This window comes from Bifidobacterium sp. ESL1118 (genome assembly GCF_058505595.1).
In genome coordinates this window covers 420,259-445,227 of the sequence record NZ_CP196371.1, presented here as the reverse complement: position 1 = coordinate 445,227, position 24,969 = coordinate 420,259, and the positions used below count along the sequence as shown (strand labels likewise).

At 57.0% G+C, this 24,969-nt stretch carries 16 protein-coding genes, 2 tRNA genes, 1 pseudogene and 1 riboswitch; of the genes and pseudogenes, 2 read left to right on the top strand and 17 right to left on the bottom strand.

Annotated elements, in window-relative coordinates:
* Positions 1-39 precede the first annotated feature (39 nt).
* The 8 genes from ACSYSS_RS01755 to ACSYSS_RS01720 all read right to left on the bottom strand — a co-directional run bounded on the left by ACSYSS_RS01755 (position 40) and on the right by ACSYSS_RS01720 (position 14,476).
* On the bottom strand, positions 40-2,157 hold the full coding sequence (locus ACSYSS_RS01755; RefSeq protein ID WP_491703797.1) for an ABC transporter ATP-binding protein: 2,118 nt from the start codon (positions 2,155-2,157) through the stop codon (positions 40-42).
* A gap of 79 nt (positions 2,158-2,236) precedes the next feature.
* A complete protein-coding gene (locus ACSYSS_RS01750; protein WP_491704169.1) occupies positions 2,237-4,069 on the bottom strand; it encodes an ABC transporter ATP-binding protein in 1,833 nt (610 codons plus the stop codon).
* Positions 4,070-4,319: 250 nt separating this feature from the next.
* Positions 4,320-5,588 (bottom strand): glutamate-cysteine ligase family protein, encoded by a 1,269-nt coding sequence (locus tag ACSYSS_RS01745; RefSeq protein WP_491704168.1) that lies wholly within the window; start codon positions 5,586-5,588, stop codon positions 4,320-4,322.
* 146 nt (positions 5,589-5,734) lie between these two features.
* Positions 5,735-6,100 carry a 50S ribosomal protein L19 gene (gene rplS, locus ACSYSS_RS01740; RefSeq protein ID WP_491703796.1) on the bottom strand — a complete coding sequence of 122 codons (366 nt, stop codon included), beginning with the start codon at positions 6,098-6,100 and terminating at the stop codon, positions 5,735-5,737.
* Between the two features lie 519 nt (positions 6,101-6,619).
* Positions 6,620-8,275, bottom strand: a complete 1,656-nt coding sequence (locus ACSYSS_RS01735; protein WP_491703795.1) for an ABC transporter ATP-binding protein — start codon at positions 8,273-8,275, stop codon at positions 6,620-6,622.
* A gap of 161 nt (positions 8,276-8,436) precedes the next feature.
* Positions 8,437-10,305, bottom strand: a complete 1,869-nt coding sequence (locus ACSYSS_RS01730; protein ID WP_491704167.1) for an ABC transporter permease — start codon at positions 10,303-10,305, stop codon at positions 8,437-8,439.
* Between the two features lie 446 nt (positions 10,306-10,751).
* Positions 10,752-10,908, bottom strand: a riboswitch (M-box (ykoK) riboswitch).
* Between the two features lie 359 nt (positions 10,909-11,267).
* Positions 11,268-12,962, bottom strand: a complete 1,695-nt coding sequence (gene pgi / locus ACSYSS_RS01725; protein WP_491703794.1) for a glucose-6-phosphate isomerase — start codon at positions 12,960-12,962, stop codon at positions 11,268-11,270.
* A gap of 311 nt (positions 12,963-13,273) precedes the next feature.
* On the bottom strand, positions 13,274-14,476 hold the full coding sequence (locus ACSYSS_RS01720; protein ID WP_491703793.1) for a mannose-1-phosphate guanylyltransferase: 1,203 nt from the start codon (positions 14,474-14,476) through the stop codon (positions 13,274-13,276).
* A 263-nt stretch (positions 14,477-14,739) separates the two neighbouring features.
* Here ACSYSS_RS01720 and ACSYSS_RS01715 point away from each other — a divergent pair.
* Positions 14,740-14,812: transfer RNA gene (locus ACSYSS_RS01715), tRNA-Thr, on the top strand.
* A gap of 215 nt (positions 14,813-15,027) precedes the next feature.
* On the opposite strand, the gene ACSYSS_RS01710 is transcribed toward ACSYSS_RS01715, so the two are convergent.
* A tRNA-Leu gene (locus tag ACSYSS_RS01710) sits at positions 15,028-15,108 on the bottom strand.
* 206 nt (positions 15,109-15,314) lie between these two features.
* Between ACSYSS_RS01710 and ACSYSS_RS01705 the strand changes: the two genes are divergently transcribed.
* Positions 15,315-16,313: an AEC family transporter gene (locus ACSYSS_RS01705; RefSeq protein WP_491703792.1), complete on the top strand. Its 999-nt coding sequence runs from the start codon at positions 15,315-15,317 to the stop codon at positions 16,311-16,313.
* Positions 16,314-16,325: 12 nt separating this feature from the next.
* Here the strand turns inward: ACSYSS_RS01705 and ACSYSS_RS01700 are convergent, their stop codons facing one another.
* From ACSYSS_RS01700 to ACSYSS_RS01665, 8 genes and pseudogenes are all read right to left on the bottom strand, one after another.
* Complete coding sequence (locus tag ACSYSS_RS01700; RefSeq protein WP_491703791.1) at positions 16,326-17,120, bottom strand: non-canonical purine NTP pyrophosphatase; 795 nt, start codon at positions 17,118-17,120, stop codon at positions 16,326-16,328.
* A gap of 216 nt (positions 17,121-17,336) precedes the next feature.
* Positions 17,337-18,101: a ribonuclease PH gene (gene rph, locus ACSYSS_RS01695; RefSeq protein WP_491703790.1), complete on the bottom strand. Its 765-nt coding sequence runs from the start codon at positions 18,099-18,101 to the stop codon at positions 17,337-17,339.
* Between the two features lie 300 nt (positions 18,102-18,401).
* Positions 18,402-19,181 (bottom strand): phosphate ABC transporter ATP-binding protein PstB, encoded by a 780-nt coding sequence (gene pstB, locus ACSYSS_RS01690; protein ID WP_491703789.1) that lies wholly within the window; start codon positions 19,179-19,181, stop codon positions 18,402-18,404.
* 7 nt (positions 19,182-19,188) lie between these two features.
* A complete protein-coding gene (gene pstA / locus ACSYSS_RS01685) occupies positions 19,189-20,229 on the bottom strand; it encodes a phosphate ABC transporter permease PstA (protein ID WP_491704323.1) in 1,041 nt (346 codons plus the stop codon).
* A 159-nt stretch (positions 20,230-20,388) separates the two neighbouring features.
* Positions 20,389-21,438: pseudogene (pstC, locus tag ACSYSS_RS01680) on the bottom strand (phosphate ABC transporter permease subunit PstC); the annotation flags it as partial.
* Positions 21,438-22,655: a phosphate ABC transporter substrate-binding protein PstS gene (locus ACSYSS_RS01675; RefSeq protein WP_491704322.1), complete on the bottom strand. Its 1,218-nt coding sequence runs from the start codon at positions 22,653-22,655 to the stop codon at positions 21,438-21,440. The pseudogene pstC and the gene ACSYSS_RS01675, both read right to left, overlap by 1 nt.
* A 125-nt stretch (positions 22,656-22,780) precedes the next feature.
* On the bottom strand, positions 22,781-23,470 hold the full coding sequence (mtnN, locus tag ACSYSS_RS01670; RefSeq protein WP_491703788.1) for a 5'-methylthioadenosine/S-adenosylhomocysteine nucleosidase: 690 nt from the start codon (positions 23,468-23,470) through the stop codon (positions 22,781-22,783).
* 170 nt (positions 23,471-23,640) lie between these two features.
* Positions 23,641-24,762: a 3-deoxy-7-phosphoheptulonate synthase gene (locus tag ACSYSS_RS01665; protein ID WP_491704321.1), complete on the bottom strand. Its 1,122-nt coding sequence runs from the start codon at positions 24,760-24,762 to the stop codon at positions 23,641-23,643.
* Between the last annotated feature and the right edge of the window lie 207 nt (positions 24,763-24,969).

Here is a 24,969-nt window from a genome sequence, read left to right as displayed (position 1 = left end):
TCATGTAAAAATGGGATAAATGGTTACTCTCAGCTGAGCCTACTCCAACTCCAGCTTGCCAGTGTAGAGCTGGTAGTACTCACCTTTTTGCGCAATGAGTTCGTCGTGGGTGCCACGCTCGATGATGTGGCCGTGGTCAAGCACCATGATGACATCCGAGTTGCGAACCGTGGAGAGGCGGTGAGCGATGACGAAGACCGTACGACCCTTCATCAATGCGTCCATGCCTTCCTGCACCACTTCCTCGGTACGGGTGTCGATGGAGCTGGTGGCCTCGTCTAGAATCATGGCAGGCGGATCGGCCACGGCGGCACGAGCGATGGAAATCAACTGGCGCTGACCTTGCGAAAGCCCGCTACCATCCCCCTGGAGCACGGTGTTGTAGCCTTCGGGAAGCATCCGGATGAAGCCGTCGGCATTGGTGAGTTTGGCGGCGGCGATGCATTCCTCGTCGGTGGCGTCGAGGCGACCGTAGCGAATGTTGTCGAGCACCGTGCCGGTGAAGAGGTTCACATCCTGGAGCACGATGCCCAGCGAACGGCGCAGATCGGCCTTCCTGATGTTCTTCACATCAATGCCATCGTAGAGAATCTGACCCTCCTGAATGTCGTAGAAACGGTTGATGAGGTTGGTGATGGTGGTCTTGCCGGCACCGGTGGCACCAACGAGCGCCATTTTCTGACCCGGCTTGGCGAACCATGTGATGTCGTGCAGCACGGTCTTGTTCGGATTGTAGCCGAAAGTGACATTGGTGAACCGTACGTCACCACGCAACAGCGTATAACGACCATCGGGTGAAGTGACGGCCCTCTCATGAGCCTTCATAGCCACCTCACGGGCTGATCCTTTGAGCTTCTCTGCGGCCTTGAGGGACCGGCTGCCGTCATCGTCCGCGGCACGCTTCCACGCCCAGCGATAGGTGACATCTGTAGGTGCATCAGTGCCATCGTCAGCGCTGGAGCCACCCCGCTTTGTGGACTCCATCTCACCTGCGCTCACCTCGCGCATGGTGCGACCGTCCTTGCCTAGCTCGACATTGACGAGTCTGACCGATCCGTTGTCGCTCTCCACCGGTTCATCGATAAGCTTGAAGATGCGGGAGGCACCGGCGAGCGCCATCATGATCATGTTGAACTGCGAGGAGATCTGGCTGACCGGGTTAATCAGCGCTTTGGAGAGTGTGAGGAACGAGACGATGGCGCCAAGCGTGATCTTGCCAGCACCCGAGATGCCGAAATTATACCAGCCAGCAAGCCCTGCGACGCCGCCGATGATGGCGAGCAGCACGTAGAGCAGATTGCCCATGTTGCCGATGACGGGCATGGTGACGTTGGCATAGGTGTTCGCCTCTGCGGAGGCATGGAAGAGCTCCTGGTTCTTCTGGTCAAACCTGGCCTCGGTGGCGCCCTCGTGGTTGAAGACCTTGATGACCTTCTGACCGTTGACGCTCTCCTCCACGAAGGCGTTCACGTCGCCGATGGTCTCCTGCTGCTTGACGAAGTAGAGGCCGGAGCGCTGGATGATGATGCGCACCACCAGCATCATGACGACCACGAACACCACGGTGAAGATGGTCAGCGGCACGGAGATCCAGAGCATGGCCACCAAAGCCGCAACCACGGATGCACCGCTGATGAGAATCTGCGGGAGCGACTGGGAGATGGCCTGGCGCAATGTATCCGTATCGTTGGTGTAGCGGCTCATCATGTCGCCGTGTTCGTGGGTGTCGAAGTAACGGATCGGCAGAAGCTGCTGGTGGGCGAACATCTGGTCGCGGATGGTTTTCAGAACACCCTGCTCCACGCCGACCACCATGTAGTTCCACATGAACGAGCAGCACATGCCCACGAAGTAGATGGCACCCACGGTGAGTGTCATGTCGATGAGCGGCCGCCAGTTGGGATGGGCGGCGCCGACATTGGGGATGATGCAGTTGTCGATAAGAGGCTGCAGTACGAATGAGGGTAGGGACTGCGTGACCGCGCACACCAGAATACCGATGATGATGACCGTGACTCGGCCTTTGTATTTCATGATGTAGCCGATGAGCCGCTTCATAGTGCCTTTGGGGGCACGCTCGACCTGTGGCAGGTCGGACTTCGCGCCCGGAGCCCTGCCACCCTTTACAGCCGCCTTGCCCGCCGCCTGTGATTTCATTTGTTTACCTTGCATACTCTTCTTTGCCTGCACCGCTTGCGATTGTTGCGTTTGCTGCGTTTTGGATGCCCGACGCGCTTCACTCATCGTCTGCACCCCCTTCGGCCTTGTTCTTGGTCTGGGATTCATAGATCGAACGGTATGCCTCACACGTCTTGAGCAGCTCCTCATGTGTGCCACGATCAAGGATACGGCCACCGTCCATGACGATAATCTCGTCCGACTCCTCAACTGAGGCCACTCGCTGGGCGATGATGATCTTTGTGGTGTCGGGAATCTCGGTATTGAAGGCGTGACGGATAAGCTGATCCGTTTTGGTGTCCACCGCACTGGTGGAATCGTCGAGGATCAATATCTTCGGCTTCTTGAGCAACGCACGCGCAATGCACAGGCGCTGCCTCTGACCACCGGAGACATTGGAGCCGCCCTCCTCGATGTAGGTGTCGTACTTATCGGGCATCTCCTGGATGAACTCGTCGGCCTGGGCGAGCCGGCAGACACGGCGAACGTCCTCATCGCTGGCATCCGGATTGCCCCAGCGGATGTTCTCGGCAATGGTGCCGGTAAAGAGCACGTTCTTCTGCAGCACCATGGCCACAGCGTCGCGCAAGGTGGCAAGGTCGTACTCGCGCACGTCACGCCCCCCGACCTTCAGCGAGCCCGAACTCACATCGTAGAGGCGCGGAATGAGCTGGACCAGGCTGGACTTGGCCGAGCCGGTACCACCGACCACACCAATGGTCTTGCCCGCGTCAATCTTCAGGTTGATGCCGTCAAGCACAGGCTTGGGCGAACCGGCCGAGTAACGGAAGGTGACGTCCTTGAACTCGATGGAACCATCGGCGACCTTCATCACCGGATTGTCCGGATCCTGCACATCGCTCACCTCGTCGAGAATCTGGCAGACACGTTCGGCTGAGGCCTGCGAGATGACGACCATGACGATGATCATGGAGACCATATTCAGGGCCATGAGAATCTGCATGGCGTATGTGACCAACGCCGTCAGGTCTCCGGTGGTCAGGCCGAACGCGGCGTTGTTGCCGGAGGCCACGATCTGCTTGGCTCCCATCCAGGAGATGATGAGCATGGCACCGTAGATGCAGGTGTTGAGAATCGGCCAGTTGAAGGCCATGACGTGCTCGGCCTTGCAGAAGTACTCGTAGATGCGCTGGGAGATGCGACTGAACTTGCGGGTCTCGAAGCCCTCGCGGTTGTAGGACTTGACCACGCGCATGCCCTGCAGGTTCTCGTCCACCACGTTGTTGAGACGGTCATATGTATGGAACACACGCTCGAAGACGGGATTGACGGACAACGCAAGTGCGGTCAATGTAACGCCCAAAATCGGCACGATGACCAAGAAGACCATGGAAATGGAATGGCTGATGCGGAAGGCGAACACCCAGGCCACAATGACCATGAGCGGGGCACGCACGCCGACGCGAATGATCATCTGGAAGGCGTTCTGCAGGTTCGTAACATCCGTGGTGAGACGTGTGATGATGGAACCCGTGGAGAACTTGTCGATGTTGGTGAAGCTGAAAGACTGCACCTTCTCGAAAAGGTCATGACGCAGGTTCTTGGCGAAACCGGAGGATGCGACCGCGCCCTCCCTGCCCGACATGTAGCCGGCACCGAGCGAAACCAACGCACAGAGCACGAGGATAATCCCAAACTTCCAAATGGCGGGCATGGAGCCGCCCGAGACCCCCTGATCGATGAGAGAGGCCATAATCGTGGGAATCAGAATCTCCAGAATGGCCTCAACCACCACGAACAAGGGCGTGGCGATGGTGGACTTCCTGTACTCACGCAGACTGTGCATCATGGTACGGATTTTGTGCTTGGGGCGATCTTCCTTGGCCAGCCTGCCACGGTCGTCCTGCGAACCGAGGATGGTGTCAAGCATCCTGTCCTCAACCTGACGCTGCTCTGGAGAGACCCCCACTTCAAGGCCTTCAGCAGCATCCTCATATCTGTTATGTTGTTTCATATCCCTCACATACCGACATACAATTCATTTTGCATCCGCTCAGCACTACTTGCCACGACGTATTCAACGCCGATTTCCAGGGCTCCACTGCCTCAAACCCGAGGCCTAGCAACGAAAAGCATCATAGCCGATGCACTTGCATCATGCTATTACCTGCCGGATACAACTACAGCTGAAACACATCGGGGTGAGCCGGGTCTCCAGGGATGTTCGACATGGTGCTTTCAATGCCCAGTTTCGACTGCCACCAATCCACGGTATGTCCATATGGATGGGCGCTGGCACCTTGAGTTTGAAGGGCGGCCTTGGCTTGCAGCACGTCGTCTTCAGTGATGCCGTCGAAGTAATCACACAAATTGGAGAAATTGGCGGCGTTGTAGAACAACTTGCCCACCGCCGAAGTCAGACACTCGGCCCGCTCAATCGGCAATGAATCCCAAGGGCGCAGCTCGACGAAGTTCTTCAGACGTGCATCATTGAAATGCGTGGAAAGGATGTGACCGACCTCATAGGCGTTGAGTTCACGATCAGGGTAGACCTCCGCGGAGTTCTCGCGGAAGGCGACGCGCTCCTGCTCGTCTTCGCTCAGCCCAGCAGCCTCGGGAGTATGCGTCAGATCGACGAACATCAGCGGGGTGGCAAGCACATCCGCAGCATAATCCTCCCAACCAAAATCAGGGTTATAGAGCCCGGGCGTGATGCCGGTGCGCTCGGGGTCGACGTTGTCCCAAATGCGCTGACGCATCAGCGGGTACGGGCTTGGCTTGCCTTCAAAATAGGGGGTATTTCGGAACAGATAGGCCAGAACCGGCCCAATCGCCGTACCGACCCGCATCTTGGCGATGGCATCCGCCTCGTCAGTGTAGTCGATGCTCACCTGGGTGGAGGCCGAGCAGCGCATCATGTTGCATCCATACTGGCCGACCCGGCCAAAGTATTCGTTCATGGCCGCATACCGACGCTTAGGATGGATGGCGATACCTGCGTAGCCGCTCACAGGCTGATACCCATAATTGACAAGACGAAACCCCAGACGGTCGAGCAACGGGTCCACCTGGGTACGAAACTGAGCATAGATGCCACGCAGTTCGCGCGGATTGTGAAGGACACCGATCGATGTCTCGACCTGGCCTCCCGGCTCAAGCGAAATTGCAATGCCCTCGCGCCCTAAGCCGAGCAAATGTCCATCTTCGATGAACTCCTTGTCTTCATCGAAATACGGGCGCAATCCTTCCAGCAAATTCTCCACACCCTGGGTCTCGGCATACGTCACTGCCCTGTCCGTGCCATTGCGAACAGGCAGATGTTCAATCTCCACACCGTAACCGTTGCAACGCCGAGGTTCCTTCGCTCCGCTTTCGAAGAATTGGACCAGGCTCTTCACATGCTTTGGATTGACCGGAGCACCCGGATGGACACGGCTCATATGCTGCATGCTGCTCATGAGTTCATGGTATCTCACCACAGCGCAGAGAGATGCCGAAACCATGCTCAATTACACGAAATAAGCTGAGAGCATGGAAAAGGGATTCGAACCTTTGACAGTTCGAACCCCCCTCGCAAATAACGTTGCAGGAGCCATCACTCCGCAGTGTGATCCTGACGCTCGACGATACGAGCTGCCTTACCGCGCAGCTTGCGAAGATAGTAAAGCTTCGCACGGCGGACGCGGCCGCGACGAGTCACCTTGATGGAGTCAATCACCGGGGAATGCAGCGGGAAGCGACGCTCCACGCCGCAGCCGAAGCTGACCTTGCGGACCACGAACGTCTCGCGGACACCAGCGCCCTGACGGGCGATCACCACGCCGGTGAACGCCTGAAGACGGGAATTGTTGCCTTCCTGAATCTTGACGTTGACCTCGACGGTGTCTCCCGGACGGAAGTCCGGAATATTCTCGCTCGACTTCATATGCTTGGCATCAAATGCCTCAATAGCGTTAACCATTGTTTCACCTGTCGCCGCCGCATGACGACGTACAAATCCGTGGCAGACGCAGTTGCCATCCAACAACGACAACAACAATCCGCCCAAACCATTCCGACCAGAACCTGCCCGGAAGTCTGCCGATTCGCCATTACAGAGACGCATAAGTCATCTGAATGGCTGAACATCAGGAACTGAACCCATGCGGCGGCTCAGTTTCCGGCATAAACCATTCGTCATTTTAATGGATGATTGCGACACTCGAAGAATTATGCAAGAATTCGGCGGAATTTGAAGAAATATTCTATTCAGAGGGGACTTTTTCTGCAGAATTCTCGAAGACCGAAAATCAAAGCGTTGAGATTCCGCCATTTTTGATCTCAGTCTTCTCAATGCAAGCAAAAAAATCCCCTCTGAACGAAATCACATTGGATGGCAGAGGCTGGGGGAGTTTTTGGTGAGGATTCGGCCCAGCCCGAGTCAATCTGAATCAGCCTGGGCCGGTCCGCGTCAGTCTGGAACGGTCTGAATCGTTCTGGGTCAGTCTGAGCCCTCATCGTCACCGGTGTCGAGCGTGAGCATATCGTCATCGGCATCATAGTCAAAGAGCTCACCATAACGACCCCAGTTCACAGCTATATCAAACTGACGACGCGCCTCTTCATCGGTGAGCCTGGCTCTTAGCAGGTCAACAAAAAGCTCGCCATGCAGCGAACCATCTGGTGCACGACGCAGCGCCTGTTCAATGGCACGAACGAGGGAGGCATGAGCCATGACGAGGTCAGCAAACAACGGCTTGGATTCCAAAATGCCGGCATCGTGCCAATCCATACCCTGTTTGGTGGCCGTGGCATGACCGTCATGCACTTGAAGTACACCGAGCAAGGAACCGGCATCGATGAGCGGTAGCAAATCATCCACTTCAAATGACAAGTCAGAGGCCAGATCCGCCAAGTCCACACCATCCGGATACTCGCAGATCACATCAATGAGACCTCTCAACCCACCTGGCGAAACGTCGGGCAGTTGGGTCTGATCCTCACGCACCTGCGTGGCAGAACCAGGCCCCAAATCATCCTCGGAATTCATCGGCGCGGAATCGGAATCATTGCTTCCGACCGGCTCTTCTTCGCCAATGGAGGGGCTGTTGCCGTCTGCAGCTTGAGCAGCATTTGCAGCGGAGCCGTTTCCTTTGCCATCATTCGTCTGCCCATCAACATCCTTGAGACTGCGGCCATTCGAATGTTCCGAACCACGATCGACGCTATCAGTGCCACTCTCAGCGCCGGAGTTAACCGTAGGAACCTGCTGCTCAGCGGCACCGACTTCCCCACCCGAAGCCCCCTGTGCCGAACCGTCCTCGCCACTGGAGCCCTGACGAGTGAGAATGACATACAATCTATCGACTTCGGCTTCAAAGGCCTTACTGTGTTTGTCCCTTGGACGCGGCAAATCAATTTGTTCCTGGGCGATGATGTGGCCGGGGTGAGAGCCGAGCACCACCACGCGGTCAGCCATCTGCACCGCCTCTTCGATATTATGGGTGACGATGAGAATCGACTTGATGCCGCTTTTGCCGCCGTTCCAGAGGCCGAGCACCTCTTGGCGCAGGTTCTCGGCGGTAAGCACGTCAAGAGCGCTGAATGGCTCGTCCATGAACAACGCATCCGGCTCCAGCACCAAGGCGCGGGCGATGCCCACGCGTTGCTTCATACCGCCTGAAAGCTCCTTGGGATACGCCGACTCAAAACCGTCGAGACCAATGGAATCAATGGCCTTAAGGGCCTTGCGTCGACGCTCTTCACGAGGCACGCCCCGAGCCTGAAGGCCTAACTCTACGTTGGCCTCCACGTCGAGCCAAGGCATAAGCGCGAACGTCTGGAATACCAACGCCACCCCAGAGTTCGCACCTTTCAGCGGCACACCGCGGTATGAAACCGTCCCGCTCGTTGGCGCAACCAGACCTGCCAGAACGCGGAGCAATGTGGACTTACCGGCTCCGGAGCGGCCAAGAATCGCCACAACCTCTCCTTCGTGCAAATCCAATGAAATATCATCTAACACGGTCAAATGACTGCCATTGTCTGAAACGAAGCTACGCGAGACATGGCGGGCTTCGATGATGGGACGATCCGTTGCCTTGGTGGAGGCTTTTGAACGAATGTCATGCAAATCTTTGGTGAGAGTGAAAGCCATGATGCTTGGCTCCTTATGACTTGAATGTTAAATACGTAATATGTATTGATGTTGATGAAGATTGAAAAGCAACGAACGCCTTGAATAAGCCAGCCGAACGAAACACCGCCGCGGTAAGCAAAATTACGGTAAACCAAATTGACGAAAGCCCATGGGAACCTCTATGCCACCACGAAGCGACGGCTAGCCAAGCGCTCCATGGGATGCCAGAACAGCCTGTTGAAGGCCACAACGAAAATGGACATCACCACCACGCCGATCAGCACTTTCATGCCTTCGCCCCTTGAGGTCGCCTGTGCGATGTAGGCGCCCAAACCCTTGGCCTCAAGCGTCTGGCCGTTGTACCTTACGATCTCCGAAACGATTGATGCGTTCCAGGCACCGCCGGCCGCCGTGATTCCACCCGTGACCCACGAACCAAATACAGCTGGCAGAATCAAGGTCTTCCAGCGCATCCAACGGCTGAGCCCGATGCTCTTCGACATTTCCTTCAGATCATCGGGAATCGAGCTGGCTCCAGCGATGACATTGAACAGGATGTACCACTGGGTGCCCAAGGCCATCAGCAGCATGGAACCGAAGTTCAACCCAATGTGCAAAGCCGAAAACAGCATGAGCACAAACGGGAAGATGAAGTTGGCAGGGAAGCTCGCCAGAACCTGAACCAGCGGCTGCACAATCGCCGAAATCTTTGGGTTCATGCCAATGATGGAGCCCAACGGCACCCAGATAAGAGAGCAGACCGCCGTCAGCACAGCCACCCTTAGGAACGTCAGAACACCCAAACCAAACGCATGCCAGAGCTCGCCGAAACCGGTTGTGGTGCCGATGGAAATCAGAAGGTATACAGCGCCACCGAGCACGGCTATGGCGATGATACCGAAGAACACGAAATCGCCGACAGTGCGTCGTGTCAACTTAGAGGCTCTGCCACGCCGGCCATCAGCCACGTCGGTTTCACCGTCTTGCTCCGCGTAACCGTTCTCTTGAGCGTCATCGGCCTCGTCGGCGCGATTGTCTCGGGACTCGAACATGCTTGCTGCGGAGTGTGCAGCAGCCGCAATCCCCCGGCCAAGGAAATGCATGAGCATGCCCAACACATCGCCGATCGGACGAAACACTGCAGCCAGCACATCGTCAAGATGCGATTGACGAATGAGGGTCAGCACGGCGCTTTTCTTCGGCACGGTGGACTCGCTCTGCGTCATGCGGAACTTTTCAGCCCATGCAGTCAGCGGCTTCCACACGAGGAAATCGATGAGGAGCACCACAGCCACCATGACGACGATTGCCCAGCCGATCTTGCCGGCATCGCCATCGGCACCCGCCTGCTCTACGAAGCTGCCGATGCCCGGCAAGGCATAGGTGCGATTACCCACCGAAATCATCTCAGAGGCAGTCAGGAAGAACCAGCCGCCGCCTACACTCATCATGCAATTCCACAGCAGCGGAATCATGGCACCCGGCACATCGAGCTTCCAGAAGCGTTGCCAGGCACTCAGACGCAGATTCTCTGCAGCTTCAACAAGTTCCTTTGGCTCGCTGGTGAGCGAACGATAAAAGGAAAACGTCATGTTCCAGGCCTGCGAGGTGAAGATGGCAAAGATGGAAGCAGCCTCCACGCCGAGCATGGAACCTGGAAACAGTGCCAGCCAAATGGTGACTGTGGCCGAGAGGAATCCTAGGATCGGCACCGACTGCAGGATGTCGAGCAGTGGAATGAGCACCTTGCCCAGCCGGCGACTCCGAGCCGCGGCAAGTCCATAGACGAACGTGAACACCAACGAAAAGAACAGGGCGATGGCCATGCGCAGCACGGAACGCAGCGTATAATACGGCAGGTTGCGTAAATCCGTGGAAACCGTGGACGGGATGCCCCCCGGACCAATAGGAGCCTTGACTGCCGGCAGCAGATAGGCCAAGACCCCGAACAAGGCGAGCAGAACGGCGACGACGACGCAGTCGGAAAGAACCCGCACCGCCGGCTTGGCCTTCGATTCATCGTGGCCATCGTGCGAATCCGGAACCATGAACCGGCCTAGAAAACCGCGAGACGGCATAATCGATGTGAAAAATGTAACCATTGTACTTCCCTATACCATTCAAACAACATCTGTTCAAATACATTGCATTGAAATGAACTTGAGGAAGTCGTAGCGATGCCTGCCCTCGCCAACGCACATATGCGCCGTTACGTCGCAGCACTGTCATGTTGCCGTAAACTGCATTACCATTGCCCACTATGGAAGCCCAAAATCAATACGCTTTAGGCAGCCTGAAAGCACGTCTTCAGCGACTGCAACCGAAGAGAGCATGCGTGGTCAAATAGCAGGCATCGCTGCGACTACTAGGAAGATCACTTGCCATGACCACCACCTCCTTCAGTCAGTGCGCAGTGCGCATATATATACAACATCCATCATCGGTATGCAGTAACGACGTAAAGAGGCGCTTCTTCAATGTCTTCAATGGATGCACCACCATCCAGCCGTACGAGCTTCGGCCTCGCCGGGCGTTGCTATTGCACTATTCGCAGCCTTCACGACCACGACTGTTGGCCTGCGCACGGTGTCTCCACCATTTTGCGGCAGCAATCCATATCCCGACGGCAGCTTCACCTACCGACGTGAATAAAGATAACCGCACACAGTGCATATGTCAAGCCGGCAATTCCAGATAATTTCGCATTAAAAGCCCAAATGGCGAGCCCTAAACCGCACATTGTGGGTGAATCCACCCTCATTCACCATCGGCTTTCGTTCAGTGAGCACTTTTCCGACTTATCTGAGGTAGAGCAGAAATCATAAATGGCAGAATTCCGCAGTTTTAAAATTCAGGCTTCATAGAAGGCTCTGGAAAAGTGCTCACGGAACGAAAACAGGCTTGGATTCACTGGTCAAACAGTGAATCCAAGCCTGAAATATCGAAATCCCAACCTCAGCGGATCAGAATCTCTCGATTATCGTTCGCTACTACGCTACCTGCCTGCTATTTACCTGCGATGAGCGCGGTAGTAGCGAATGAGCGACTGGGTGGATGCGTCCTGCTTGGCCAGTGCCTCGTCATCCTGCGAGATGGCAGGGGTGATCTGGCGTGCCAGCTGCTTGCCGAGCTCAACGCCCCACTGATCGAAGGAGTCGATGCCCCAGACGGTGCCCTCAGTGAAGACAATGTGCTCGTAGAGCGCAATGAGTTCACCCAGCGTCTTCGGGTTCAGCTCGTCGCCGAAGATCGAGGTGGTCGGACGGTTGCCGGTGAAGATGCGAGCGGGAACGATGGCCTCAGGCGTGCCCTCGGCACGCACCTCGTCGGCGGTCTTGCCGAACGCGAGCGCCTTGGTCTGCGCCAGGAAGTTGCCCAGGAAGAGCTCGTGCACATCCTGGTCGCCGTCCTTTGCGGGGTTCGGGGTGTTCACGAAGGCGATGAAGTCGGCGGGGATGATCTGCGTGCCTTGGTGGATCAGCTGGTAGAAGGCGTGCTGACCGTTGGTTCCAGGCTCACCCCAGAAGATCTCGCCGGTTTCGGTGGTGACGGGGCTGCCGTCCCAGCGCACGGACTTGCCGTTGGACTCCATGGTGAGCTGCTGCAGATAGGCCGGGAAACGGTGCAAATACTGGTTGTATGGCAGCACGGCGTGCGAGGCGGCCTTGAAGAAGTTGCGGTACCACACATTGAGCATGCCCATGAGTTCAACCACATTCTCCTCGAACGGAGTGTTGGCGAAGTACTCGTCGATGGCGTGGAAGCCGGCGAGGAACTCCTCGAAGCGCTCGGGGCCGAAGACGACGGCCAGCGAAGTGCCGACGGCGGAATCGACGGAATAGCGGCCGCCGACCCAGTTCCAGAAGCCGAAGGCGTTCTCGGGGTCGATGCCGAACTCCTCCACGCCTTTCAAGTTCGTGGAGACTGCCACGAAGTGCTTGCGGATGGCCTCGGCACGCTTTTCATCGCTGCCGTCGATGGCACCGGAGGCCTTGAGACCGTTCAGCAGCCAGGTACGGGCCTCGCGGGCGTTGGTCAGGGTCTCCAACGTGGTGAAGGTCTTGGAGACGACGATGAACATGGTGGTCTCGGGGTCGAGTCCCTTGAGCTTCTCGGAGATGTCATTGGGATCAATGTTGGAGACGTAGCGTGCGGAAATTCCCGCATCCGCGTAGGGCTTCAAGGCCTCATAGACCATGACCGGGCCCAGGTCGGAGCCGCCGATGCCGATGTTGACCACGGTCTCGATCTTCTTGCCGGTCACACCGCGCCATTCGCCGCTGCGCACCTTGCGGGCGAAGTTGTAGATCTTTTCAAGCGTGGCGCGAACGTCCTTGACCACATCCTGGCCGTCGACGATAAGCTTGCCCTCGTCGCTTGCAGGGCGGCGGAGTGCGGTATGAAGCACGGCACGGTCCTCGGTGACGTTGATGTGCTCGCCTGAGTACATCTGCTTGGTACGCTCGTCCAGTTTGACCGCCTTGGCAAGGTTCGCAAAAAGCTTCAACGTCTCGGGCTTGATGAGGTCCTTGGACAAATCAAAGTGAAGATCCGCCGCGTCAAAACTCAGTTTTCCGACACGATCGGGGTCTTCTTTAAACCACTTTTTGAGGCTCACACCCTCGTTTTGCATGTCGAGGTAATGCTTCTGCAGAGCAGCCCACTCAGGTGTCTGCGTTGCATCGATAGGCGGATTAATGGCCATTTGGAATCCTTTCTTCACGGCGCAATGAGGAGTAGCGGCATTAACCTGCACCATCCATGACAGCGCCTATTACAATTAACAATTTACTCACAAAAGTAGACACAACCGCACAATGACCACACCGCCTGCCGCGCTCCAGCATCAGCACCATCACAACCAGTCCGTCGAGTGGACGAAACGCACGAAGACACAACCCAGTCGCGCCAAACATCCGATAACGCACATCCATCGGACGAAACGAACAACAAGTACAGACCAATCCGCACCAAACATCCAGCGAGCTGGCAAACAGAAGTGAGGCAACGAACACGCTAGAGGATGTCGGAACGATCTTCCTGCTGCAAATACGAGACCATGCTCTTAACCTCCTGCGACCGGGCTCGCGGAGCAATAAGCAAAGCATCATCAGTGTCGACCACAACCATGTCGTTCACGCCCAGCAACGCGACGGTGCGCCCTGCCGCAGGCACCACCACGTCACCGGCGCAGTCAAGGCTTTCCACCAAATCACCATCGCCCAATATCTTCATGTTGCCCGAGCCAGAGCTGGGTAGCAACGCAGCCACGGAATTGAAATCGCCGATGTCGTCCCACCCAAAATCCCCAGGAACCACAGCGACGCCGCCCACGGCGCTGAGCGGCTCGGCAATGGCATAATCAACAGCTATCTTCTCCAAGCCCGGCCAGTATTTGACCATGGCCTCGTCCACAGCGGAACCATCACCGTTGCCTGAGCGACCACCCTGCACGTCTGACTGCGCATCTGCCTGCTCGTAGGCATCGGCAATGTGCGAGATGGCATTGTACATAGCAGGCTTGTATTCTTTGAGGCAGTCCAGCAACACATCGGCACGCATGACGAACATGCCGGCATTCCAGCGGTATTTACCTGTGGCAAGATATGCCTGAGCCGTGGACGAGTCAGGCTTCTCCACAAAACTTTCAACCAGACGGGCACGCGGGGCGCCAGGAACCTGGTCCGCCAGGGAACGCCCCTGACAAATATAGCCGAACGCCGTGGAGGGGCGCGAAGCGGCAATACCGATGGTGGTGACGTAGCCGGCACGAGCGGCAGCCACGGCCTGCTGCACGGAATCGCGGAAACTGTCCTCGTCACGAATCACATGGTCAGCGGCGAACGAACCGACCACGATGCTCCGGCCGTGACGCCGGGCCAGCACCGCCGTAGCCAGTGCGATGGCCGCGGTGGAATCCCTCGGAACGGGTTCCACGAACATATTACTGTCGTTCAACGTTGGAAGCTGGGAACGCACGGCTTGGGCATGACGCCAGCCGGTACTCACAGCCACGTGAGAGACGCCGGTGAGCGCCTCAAGCCTGTCAAAGGTGGATTGAAGAAGCGTGCGGCCGCTGCCCAGCAAATCATACAGGAACTTCGGCTTATCTTCCCGGCTCAGAGGCCAGAGCCTGGTGCCGATGCCCCCTGCCGGAATGATGGCGTAAAAATCCTCGAAACCTTGCATGGCCTTGGTTTCCTCAACGTTATCTGTCATACCGAACGCACCTTCCACTGCCTTCAACGTTTCTTTCAACGCGCCAACCCGCTACCTAGTGTATGGTGATATTGTCTCGCGTACCGTTGTCAAAACAGGTGAGAATGTCTTGGAATCTGCCGTCTGTTGGCTTACGAAACACTCAAGCACCGCTGTATGCATATGCCGATGATCGGTGACGATGACACGTCAGTTTGGAAAAATCATAGGCCACTAGTATAATTGGACTCCTGTGCGCGAGTGGCGTATGCTGCTCGGGCCACGCCGCTTTAGCTCAGTTGGTAGAGCGTCTCACTCGTAATGAGAAGGTCGACAGTTCGATTCTGTCAAGCGGCTCCCTTCCATGCAAGTTCAGACCCATTGCCTCGAACATGTTCGAATGGTTTTATCCTACTATTGTTTCGAGCGCTGTTTGAACGCAGATCTTGATTATCCAGCATGATTCTCGATGATTGACGATGACAATCCAAACAACCTACAACTATGTGTGAAGGCATTCAGGAGTAGCGGCCTCCACTGTGTTGCAACATGTACTCAGATTGTCCCAACGGTGCGCGCAAAGGGACTCGAACCCTCACGACATAGTCACAGGAACCTAAATCCTGCGCGTCTACCAATTCCGCCATGCGCGCGTTCGTCACTAATCTATCAGCCAGTGCGGAAGTCGAGCAAAACCCAAAAACCCGGAAATCTTCGCAACCAGGCAACAGACGGCACTCGATGCCTGTTTCTTATAGACGCGATTTTCGAATTATCGTCGAACACAACAAATGACATATCGCAGGCAGCATCGTCCTCAGTACCGTAATATATATACGGACAAAGGAGAAGGTCGACGATGAACACATTACTCACACCGATGACGCTGATGCTCATCCTCGTCGCAGGCTATCTTTTCAAACGGGCCGGCATATTCGGACCAAAAGATTACCGTGTGCTGCAAACCGCGGAATTCGACCTCGTGCTGCCCGGAGCCATCATCTATTCATTCGCCACCACGGAGCATAGACCGAGCCTGTTGTGGATTTCGGCCTTCTCACTGGCTATTACAGTGGTGCCGCCACTGGCGATCTACGCCACAAGCCGTCACACGCCTGTGGCAGACCGCGCATTCACAATGCTCAACTCCACCGGATTCAACGTGGGCTGCTTCTGTTTTCCCATGGTGCAGGCACTTATCGGACCGAAGGGTCTCATCGCTGCAGCCATGTTCGACATGGGCAACAACGTGATGGTGGCCGCAGGAACCAACGTGCTCACCGGCCAGCTCCTACACATCGAGCCGGGAAAAACACTTGAGCAGCAGCAGGAAGGCAATGCCGCGCTTAGAGGCACCAAGCCCACCGACAAGGATGCCAAACGGCTGCGCAGACGGGCACTGGGACGCAATGTGGCGCGCGGCTTTCTCTCGTCGCCCTCATTCGACACCTACCTTGTGATGGTTGTTCTCATGGTGGCTGGCCTGCACCTACCACACTGGGTGGCACAGGTGGCCCAGCCCTTTTCGGGGGCAAACGCCTTCTGCTCCATGCTCATGGTGGGCATGCTCACCGAGCTGCCAGGCAACCGGCACGATGTCATCAGCGTGCTCAAAGTGCTCGGTTGGAGACTCCCCTGCTCGATTGTGGCGGCACTGGCCGCTTGGTTCCTGCTACCATTCAGCCCCATGATACGCGAAAGCGTGGTCCTCTGCTGCTTTGCGCCCATCGCCATCTTCTCGACCATGTTCACCGATAAGGTGCTCGGCAACGCACGTCTGGCAGGGTTCAGCCTTTCCCTGACCGCAATCATCAGCACGTTCGTGATGGTGGGCGTTCACACACTCATTCACATGTGATATCAGGTTATATCAGCTATTGAGCAATGCTCCAATGACAGGGGCCAAGGCCGTAAAGGCCTTGCGGCGATGGGAAATGGCGTTCTTCTGCCCCGCACTCATCTCGGCGCTGGTCAATGCGCGTGAATCCGAGCCGGCTACGACGTTTGCATCTCCACCATCCCTATCGGCATCCGCAGCTTCGCAAGCCACACCCGGTCCAGAGGCAGCATCCATATCCGCGTTGGCACTAGGTTGATCGTCAGGGACGAAAATTGGGTCATAACCAAACCCGTTGGAGCCACGTGGGGCGCGCACGATGCTACCAATCATTTCACCGATGCGCACCGTTTGGCGTAAATCAGCTTGTGCAGCATCGGAGTCTGAAACTGAACCGGCATCAAGACCGGCATCGTCAACAGAGCCAGCAGTTGGGACCACCAAAGCGGCCGCACAGCAGAAACGAGCCGAGCGCTTGCCGTCAGGAATATCGCCGAGCTGAGCGAGCAGCAAGCGCACATTGGCTTTGTCGTCGCCGTGCACACCCGACCAGCGCGCGGAAAGAATGCCCGGAGCGCAGCCGAGCACATCCACAATGAGCCCACTGTCGTCGGCGACTGCCGGCAAGCCAGTGCGAACCGCAGCGTCACGGGCCTTCAACAGTGCATTCTCCTCGAACGTAACACCGGTTTCCACCGGATCAGGCAGTCCAAGCGAACCAGCAGAGATCAACTCAAGCACTTCCGCCTTCTGCCCCAATGCATCACGCAGAATAGTCATGATCTCGGGCAACTTGCCCTCATTGTGCGTGGCTACAACCAGTTTCATAACAGACCTCCAGCAACGTTTCAACACTACTGCATCAAGTACGATTCCCACACCTATGGTTTCCGGGTTCTAAGTTGGCTCAAAGGAACGGAAATATGGGGATTACCGTTCCTTTGAGCCAACTAACCGACATCATCTGAGCCAAAGCGACGCTTTACGCCACCTTTCCCGCAAACGGGTCAGTCTTGGGCAGACCTCATTCTCTCCATAAGCGGGTCAATTTTGGGCGAGCGAAGCCTTTTGCGCGGCCTGGAGCTCCTTGTTGCCCTTTGTGGCTAGGTCGAGCAGCACGCCCAACTCCTCGCGGGTAAAGGGACGGTGCTCGGCGGTGCCCTGAATCTCAATGAATTTCCCGGAACCGGTCATGGCCACATTCATGTCGGTCATGGCCTGACTGTCTTCGATGTAAGGCAGGTCGAGCATGGGCGTACCGTTGATCACGCCCACCGAGACCGCCGAGATTTGATCGTCCAGCACGCGGTCGGCTGATTTGATCAGCTTATGGGCCTCGGCCCAATTGAGGGCGTCCACCAGCGCCACATATGCACCAGTGACGGAGGCGGTGCGAGTGCCGCCGTCGGCCTGCAGCACGTCACAGTCAATCTGCACCTGGTTCTCCCCAAGCGCCTTCATATTGCACACACCGCGCAGGCAACGCCCCACCAATCGGCTGATTTCCTGGGATCGGCCACTGACCTTCCCCTTCACCGATTCGCGGGCGGTGCGCTCCGAAGTGGCACGTGGCAGCATGGCATATTCGGCGGTGACCCAGCCAAGACCGGAATCACGGCGCCAACGCGGCACGCCGGCAGTGAACGTGGCGGTACACATCACGCGCGTATTGCCACAGGTAATCAGCACCGAGCCTTCCGGAGCGTCTGTGAAATGCCGGGTGATGGTGACGGGCCGAAGCTCGTCCACCTTTCGTCCGTCCGGGCGAACAACGGTATCATTCCCAAGTAAATCTTTAATTTGAGCCATAAGCCCCAATCTACCAGCAGCACCCATCAACCATGAAGGATGCCGGGCCATGGACCCGGCTGCCGCAAGCTTAGGGAATCCGTTGCGGACCTTTGCAAGGTTGGTGCCATATCGAGATGAATCTCTCGCCAGCAACTTGTTATTGTGCCCGACTTCATTGCTCTCTGCGGCCCAAAATAACGAAAATGGAGGCAACAATGTTATTTTGGGGCGTCTGTAGATATACTTGCGACCCAAAATAACACAATACGCTGCGAATCTGTTTTTTGGGCCGCTAACGGATGAAAACCACGCACGGCCTCAGCCGAAACGGCCTGAGATGTAACGGGCGGCGGTTTCGTTCTGCGGATGTTCGAACATGGTCGTCGTATCGGCGAAATACTCCAAGTGGCCCGGTTTGCCCGGAGCCCGAAGATTGAAGAATGCGGTATAGTCGGCCACTCGGGCCGCCTGCTGCATGTTGTGGGTGACGATGACGATGGTGTAGTCCTTCTTCAGCGACTCGATAAGGCTCTCCACCGCCAGGGTCGAAATGGGGTCAAGCGCGGAGCAAGGCTCGTCCATGAGCAACACCTGCGGATGCACCGCCACGGCGCGAGCGATGCACAGTCTCTGCTGCTGGCCCCCGGAAAGACCGGTGCCTGGCACATCCAAACGATCCTTCACCTCGGTCCACAAGTTCGCGCCACGCAGCGCCCATTCCACAAGCTCGTCCGCGTTGGCCTTGGAAAGGTGCCGATTATTGAGGTGGATCCCCGCGAGCACGTTGTCTCGAATGGACATGGTGGGAAACGGGTTCGCCTTCTGGAACACCATGCCCACGTCTCGGCGTACGGCCACAGGATCAACGCCTTTGCCGTACAGATCCCGACCGTCGAGCAGCACCTGCCCTGTGACGTGGGCGCCCGGCGTGAGCTCGTGCATGCGGTTGATGGTGCGTAGCACCGTCGTCTTGCCACAGCCGGAAGGGCCGATGAACGCAGTCACCTTGTTGGGCTCTATGGAGACATTCACATCCTGGACGGCGTGAAAACCGCCATAGAACACATTCAAATTCTTGATTTCTATACCCTGACCCATAATCTTTTCACTTCCCAACCTTCGGCGTGAACATCTTCTGCACCGCGCGACCCGCAACATTGAGCAGCAACACCAACACAATCAACACCAACGCCGCCGCCCACGCCCTCTGCACCGGAATATCGGCCACGCAGGCAGGACCGGCGGCAGCCGTACACGTCACGGAAAGCTTTTGGTACTCCTGGTACACGTAGACCGGCAATGTGGTCATCTGGCCGCTGAACAGATTCCAATTTGTGGATGAGATGAAGCCTGCAGTCATGAGCAATGGCGCTGTCTCGCCAATGACGCGGGCAATGGCGAGCAAGACGCCGGATATGATGCCCGGCAGCGCGGTGCGCAACACAATCCGGGTGATGGTTCGCTGCTTGGTGACACCGAGCGCATAGGATGCCTCGCGCAAATCCATCGGCACAGCGCAAAGCATCTCCACGCTGGAATTGACCACAGTGGGAATCATGAGCAGCGAAAGCGCCACGGACCCCTCGAAACCACTGAGGCTTCCCGGGCCGAAGACGAGCATGAACAACGAATAGGCAAACAGCCCGGCAACGATGGACGGCACACCGCTCATGACACCCACCATCATGGTCACCGCCTGAGCCAGCTTGCCACCGCGAGCATATTCGGTGAGGTACACCGCGCACATGAGGCCAAGCGGAACACTGATGGCCACAGACCCTAGCGTCACCTCAAGCGTGCCGATGATGGCATGTTCCACTCCGCCATAGCCGCCCGAAGGCGTAGGCCTGCCACCAATGACACCTGACATGTTGTAGGTGAGGAAATTCCAGTTGAGCCGACCCATACCATGCTCAAAGGTTGTCCATAGCAATGAGACGAGCGGCACCATGGCCAGGGCGAACACGAGCACAATCAGCGCCGTCATGGCATAGTTCTTGGACTTGCGCCAGCGAAGAAGGTTCGCGGAGGGTCGGAAACGAACGAAGTCTATTTCGGTGTTTACGCTGACGCCGGCGACATGAACATCAGTGCCGGAGGAAGAGGCTGGACTTGCTGCATTGCCCTCACCTATCTCCCGATTCAGGCGCAAATGAGCACGTCCGTCCGAATGCTCCATGGGCATGTGGGTTTCCTTGCTGGCTGTATCGGCACCTTCCGGCCGCTTGCCCAATCCCCTAGACGCACCCCCAACAACAGCGCCAACCGCTCTACTGATGCCATGCCAGAGCTTGCCCCTGTGATTCGCAACACTGCCACCGGTGATCGCACGCGCCAAGGCATTGACCACAAACGTCACCAGGAAGAGCACCAAGCCAGTGGCTATGAGCGCGGAGACCCCTAGCCCGCTGGCCTCTGGAAACTGAGAGGCGATGTTGGCGGCGATGGTCTGGCTTTTCGAAGCCTGAAGCAAGTGCCAGGAATAGGTGAGCCCAGGCGAGAGGATCATCATGACGGCCATGGTCTCGCCGAATGCGCGGCCGAGGGCCAGCATGGAGGCGGAGACCATGCCCGATTTTGCCGCCGGAAGCACGGCCATGCGTATGGTCTCCCATTTGGTGGCCCCCAGCGCGAGCGCCGCTTCGTACGTCAAAGCCGGAGCTCCGGCGAATAGGTCGCGGGTCATCGAGGCAATGATGGGCATGATCATGATGGCAAGCACCAAGGCAACGGTGGCAGCGGTGCGCGGAGGGGCGGCGGCAGGACCCGCGAACAACGGTATCCAGCTAAAATGGTCGGCAAGCCACTTCCAGAATCCGTATGAAGCGGGCACCAGTACCGTACTACCCCATAGGCCATACACCACGGAGGGAATGGCAGCAAGCAAATCGACCATGGTGTTGAGCAACCTTGCCAACCGTTTCGGCGCATAGAACACGATGAAGAGTGCAACGCCGATGGACACGAAAAAGGCGATGGCCAAGGCAAGGGCCGAGATGACAATCGTGCCAAACAGCAACGGACCCACGTACTGCCAGAACCCGGAAGCCTGGCCACCGCTCAAAGCCTTGAATGTGGCGGATGCACGTGTACTGTCCGCGGCAAAGATAGGCCATGCACGAGCCAATAGAAACAAGAGCACCGCGCCTAGGACTATGAGAATAGCCATGCCCGCGGCATATGCCAAGAAGCGAAACACCCTGTCGCCTGCGTGAGCCTCAGCCTTCGTCGCAACCGGATTGGCAGGCTCTGCAGGACTCGGCTTGGAAGTGCCTGCAGGCGCTTGGGTGGAACCGTCACCAACGTTGTCAATTGATTTTACAATTGTGAGCGCAACCCCTTCTTGCGTCGTCATCAGTGTTGCTTTCTCTGTATCATTCCACACCCCTCACCCTTCATATTGCCTAACTTATATTGCAAACCCACCCGCAGCCACTTCTCACCTATCTTGGCCACGGCGCGGGCAACCCGGCTACTGAGCTTGGCACCCAAGGGCGCAGACCCTGTATTGTCTTGTGCGACTTTCTGACCTTCACTGCTCGATATATACCCCAACCAAGCCTTGGCGAACTCGCCGGTGGCCTTGTCTTTGTAGACCGGGCAAGCCACGGCATAGGAAACGAGCGCCAACGGGTAGGTGTTGCCTTGCGTGGTGGCATAATCCACGTTCACTACAACCCTATTGCTGGATTTTGCCACCTTCCGAAGCGGCGAGGCATCCACCACCTTCGAGGCGGCCCCGGCATCAGGCAGCGTATATCCCCTTCCTGATTTGAGCGCGACCGTGCCAAAATTCCCGCTTTTCGCCGCATCGACATAGCCTATTGTGCCGTCGGCCTGGGAAACGGTGGTGATCACCCCATCAGTGCCCTTTGCCGCCTGCCCTACGTCGTTCGGCCAGTTCTCCTGAGGTTCATACGACCAGTCCGAAGGCGCCGCTGCCTTGAGATACGAGGTGAACGTCTGCGTGGTGCCCGATCTGTCAGAACGACGGACCACCGTGATCGGTACGTTTGGCAAGTTGATGAGGGGGTTGAGCGCCTTGATGGCCTCATCATCCCACTTGGTGATTTTCCCGTCGAAAATCTTGGCGACAGTGGACGCGTCCATATTCAGATGCGTCTCATCGACCGAAGCGGTTTTACCCAGCACGCCACGTAGATTGAACACAAGGGCAATCGGCGAAACGTAGACGGGCACTTCAAACGCCTGGCCTGAAGCGCACACGGATCTGGACTGTTCCACCTGATCGTCGCTTAACGGTGCATCAGTGGCCGCCCAAGCGGTGGCGCCTGTAAGGAATGTAGTGACACCAGCGCCTGACCCCGTGGGATTGTAGGCGATTTTCACATTCCGGTTTTTCTTCTGATATGTTGAGATCCAAGCATCGACCGCGCCCTGCTGGGAGGACGCGCCAGATCCGTAATATTCATTGGAACCAGATGAACGCGCGGACCGTGAGATTCCCGAGCTGGTGGAGGAATCAACATTATCGCCGCACGCTGCCAACGCGCCTATCAACGCCAGACATGAAACACCGGCGAGGAACTTGGACAACACAGACTTGTGCATCTTGCTCATTGCCTTTATTATCGCAGAAAACATGGCCCAATGCCATTGCAACCGTTTTGGTCGGAACCCAACGTCAAGCCGCACCGCGCGACACGCCGGAACCAGAATGAAACGAGGTCGGGAAATCAGAGCCGGGTCACGATGTCGACAGCAAGACGCGCGGCGGTGTTGGCATATTCAGAGATATCAAAATCCCTGAACTCTTCATATTCTTTATCGGCGTTGTCGGAGAGCGCACGAATCACCAAGGCCGGTACATCGTTGCGTGCGGCCACATGGGCCACGGCGGCGCCCTCCATCTCAACGGCATCGGCATGGGTCTGACGGCTCACCGCATCCGTCTGCTCAGGACCGACAAAATAGTTGCCTGAAGCAATGGTGCCGACGATATGCCTGACCCCGGCGTCGTCCAGCGCGGCACCGGCCACATCAAGCAAATGTTTGTCACTGTGGAACTCATCGGTCTTAGGCTTCCACTGATCGATCAGGCGCATGTCGGTATCCAAATAGCACAAGGTGCCGCCGAGCACAACATCATTGATATGCAGGGATTTATTGAGACTGCCGGCAATGCCCGAAAAGATGACGGCATCAGGTTGGTATTCGTCGATGAGGCATTGGGTGGTGGCTGCGGCATTGACCAGGCCCATACCCCCCACCGTAGCGGCCACACGAATCTGCTCACCAGCGCGTGAGGCAACGGTGCCGCAATTGATGTCCAAGCTGGCCTTGCGATTGTGCTCCACATTGCTCAAAGACTTGGCAATAAGCTCCACTTCCTCGTCCATGGCTCCGATGATAACGATGGTCTTCATATAGGTTCCTTCCGATTTCTCGTTTTCTCATTAGTAATGGAGCCACTCTACCGCAAAAACCTGACCCGAAGCGACGCTTTGGTGCATCAAAACGTCACGTTGGACCAGATTGTTTAAATCAGACGAGGGGCAGCATCGATGGAGTGAACTCACCACAGTCGTACGATGAATCACCAGCGGCGGGCAGCCACGGCCTGAGCGAGCTCGCGCAAGAGCCGTTCCGTTTCAGGCCACGAGATGCAGCGATCTGTGATGGACTTGCCATACTCCAGCTTGGCAAGCGGCGCGGCGGGCTGGTTGCCGCCTTTGATGTTGCTCTCCATCATGATGCCGGTAATACCGCTTTCACCGGCGGCGATACGTTCCGCCATCTTACGGACGACGGCGGCCTGGCGAACCTCGTCCTTGCCTGAATTGCCATGTGAACAATCGACGATAAGGCCGTGGGCGGCAGCACCGTCTGCTGGAAGTTCACTGCGGACGGCATTCATGGCCGCCGCCACCGATGCCGCATCATAGTTTGGGCCGCTGGAAGAACCCCGAAGGACAACGTGACAGTCAGGATTGCCGAGCGTGCGCACCGCGCTGGCCCGCCCCTCATGGTCAATGCCGAAGAACGTCTGCTCCTGGGCCGCCGTGAAGCAACTATCGATGGCTATCTTCACCGACCCATCCGTGGCGTTCTTGAAACCGATGGGCATCGACATGCCGCTGGCCAACTGACGATGCACCTGAGAGCCGGTGTTTCGCGCGCCGATGGCACCCCAACTCACAGCGTCGGAAATATATTGCGGACTGGTGGGCTCCAAAAACTCAGTGGCTGCGGGAAGGCCCGAGCCAAGCACATCGAGCAACGTGCGGCGGGCCAGCAGCAACCCCTTGACGATATGATGACTGCCATCGATGTCGGGGTCGTTGATGAGCCCCTTCCAACCCACCGTGGTACGCGGCTTTTCAAAATAGACACGCATGACGATGAGCAACTGATCACTGAGCTCCGCCTTGAGAGCAGCCAGACGATTGGCGTAGTCGAGAGCCGCCTTTGGGTCATGTACGGAGCAGGGGCCCACGATGACCAGCAGACGCTCGTCCTGGCCGTAGAGGCAAGCGCGAACCTCGTCACGCGAAGAGGCCACCAAGTTTTGCGCCTCTTCGTCAAGAGGCAATTGGCCAAGCACTTCGGCGGGAGTGGGCAACGGCTCAAGCTCAAAAACACGCCGGTTGACGATGCGGCTGATACCCACCTGATCCTCCCAACGCGGCAATGGCGTGGCAGCGGTCGAAGGGTCCATGCCACGATTTATCTCACGCTCGAATGCGCTTGGGCTTCGATCTTCGGTACCAGCCGACGTATCTACGCTTTGGTCAGCCGACGTACCGTCATTCCCTGTAGAATCCGAAGTAGTGTTCATTTCATCCTCACCATGCATTGTTCGTGTTCTGTTAGCCTGCACTTCAAGTGGCGCTCCACTGGCCTACTCCGCAAAACGCATGCACCC

Excerpts from the sequence above, each read along its gene's own strand:
- ACSYSS_RS01755 (WP_491703797.1), bottom strand. The coding sequence starts at position 2,157 with ATGAAATCACAGGCGGCGGGCAAGGCGGCTGTAAAGGGTGGCAGGGCT.
- ACSYSS_RS01750 (WP_491704169.1), bottom strand. The coding sequence starts at position 4,069 with ATGCTTGACACCATCCTCGGTTCGCAGGACGACCGTGGCAGGCTGGCC.
- ACSYSS_RS01745 (WP_491704168.1), bottom strand. The coding sequence starts at position 5,588 with ATGCAGCATATGAGCCGTGTCCATCCGGGTGCTCCGGTCAATCCAAAG.
- rplS (WP_491703796.1), bottom strand. The coding sequence starts at position 6,100 with ATGGTTAACGCTATTGAGGCATTTGATGCCAAGCATATGAAGTCGAGC.
- ACSYSS_RS01735 (WP_491703795.1), bottom strand. The coding sequence starts at position 8,275 with ATGGCTTTCACTCTCACCAAAGATTTGCATGACATTCGTTCAAAAGCC.
- ACSYSS_RS01730 (WP_491704167.1), bottom strand. The coding sequence starts at position 10,305 with ATGGTTCCGGATTCGCACGATGGCCACGATGAATCGAAGGCCAAGCCG.
- pgi (WP_491703794.1), bottom strand. The coding sequence starts at position 12,962 with ATGGCCATTAATCCGCCTATCGATGCAACGCAGACACCTGAGTGGGCT.
- ACSYSS_RS01720 (WP_491703793.1), bottom strand. The coding sequence starts at position 14,476 with ATGACAGATAACGTTGAGGAAACCAAGGCCATGCAAGGTTTCGAGGAT.
- ACSYSS_RS01705 (WP_491703792.1), top strand. The coding sequence starts at position 15,315 with ATGAACACATTACTCACACCGATGACGCTGATGCTCATCCTCGTCGCA.
- ACSYSS_RS01700 (WP_491703791.1), bottom strand. The coding sequence starts at position 17,120 with ATGAAACTGGTTGTAGCCACGCACAATGAGGGCAAGTTGCCCGAGATC.
- rph (WP_491703790.1), bottom strand. The coding sequence starts at position 18,101 with ATGGCTCAAATTAAAGATTTACTTGGGAATGATACCGTTGTTCGCCCG.
- pstB (WP_491703789.1), bottom strand. The coding sequence starts at position 19,181 with ATGGGTCAGGGTATAGAAATCAAGAATTTGAATGTGTTCTATGGCGGT.
- ACSYSS_RS01675 (WP_491704322.1), bottom strand. The coding sequence starts at position 22,655 with ATGCACAAGTCTGTGTTGTCCAAGTTCCTCGCCGGTGTTTCATGTCTG.
- mtnN (WP_491703788.1), bottom strand. The coding sequence starts at position 23,470 with ATGAAGACCATCGTTATCATCGGAGCCATGGACGAGGAAGTGGAGCTT.
- ACSYSS_RS01665 (WP_491704321.1), bottom strand. The coding sequence starts at position 24,762 with ATGGACCCTTCGACCGCTGCCACGCCATTGCCGCGTTGGGAGGATCAG.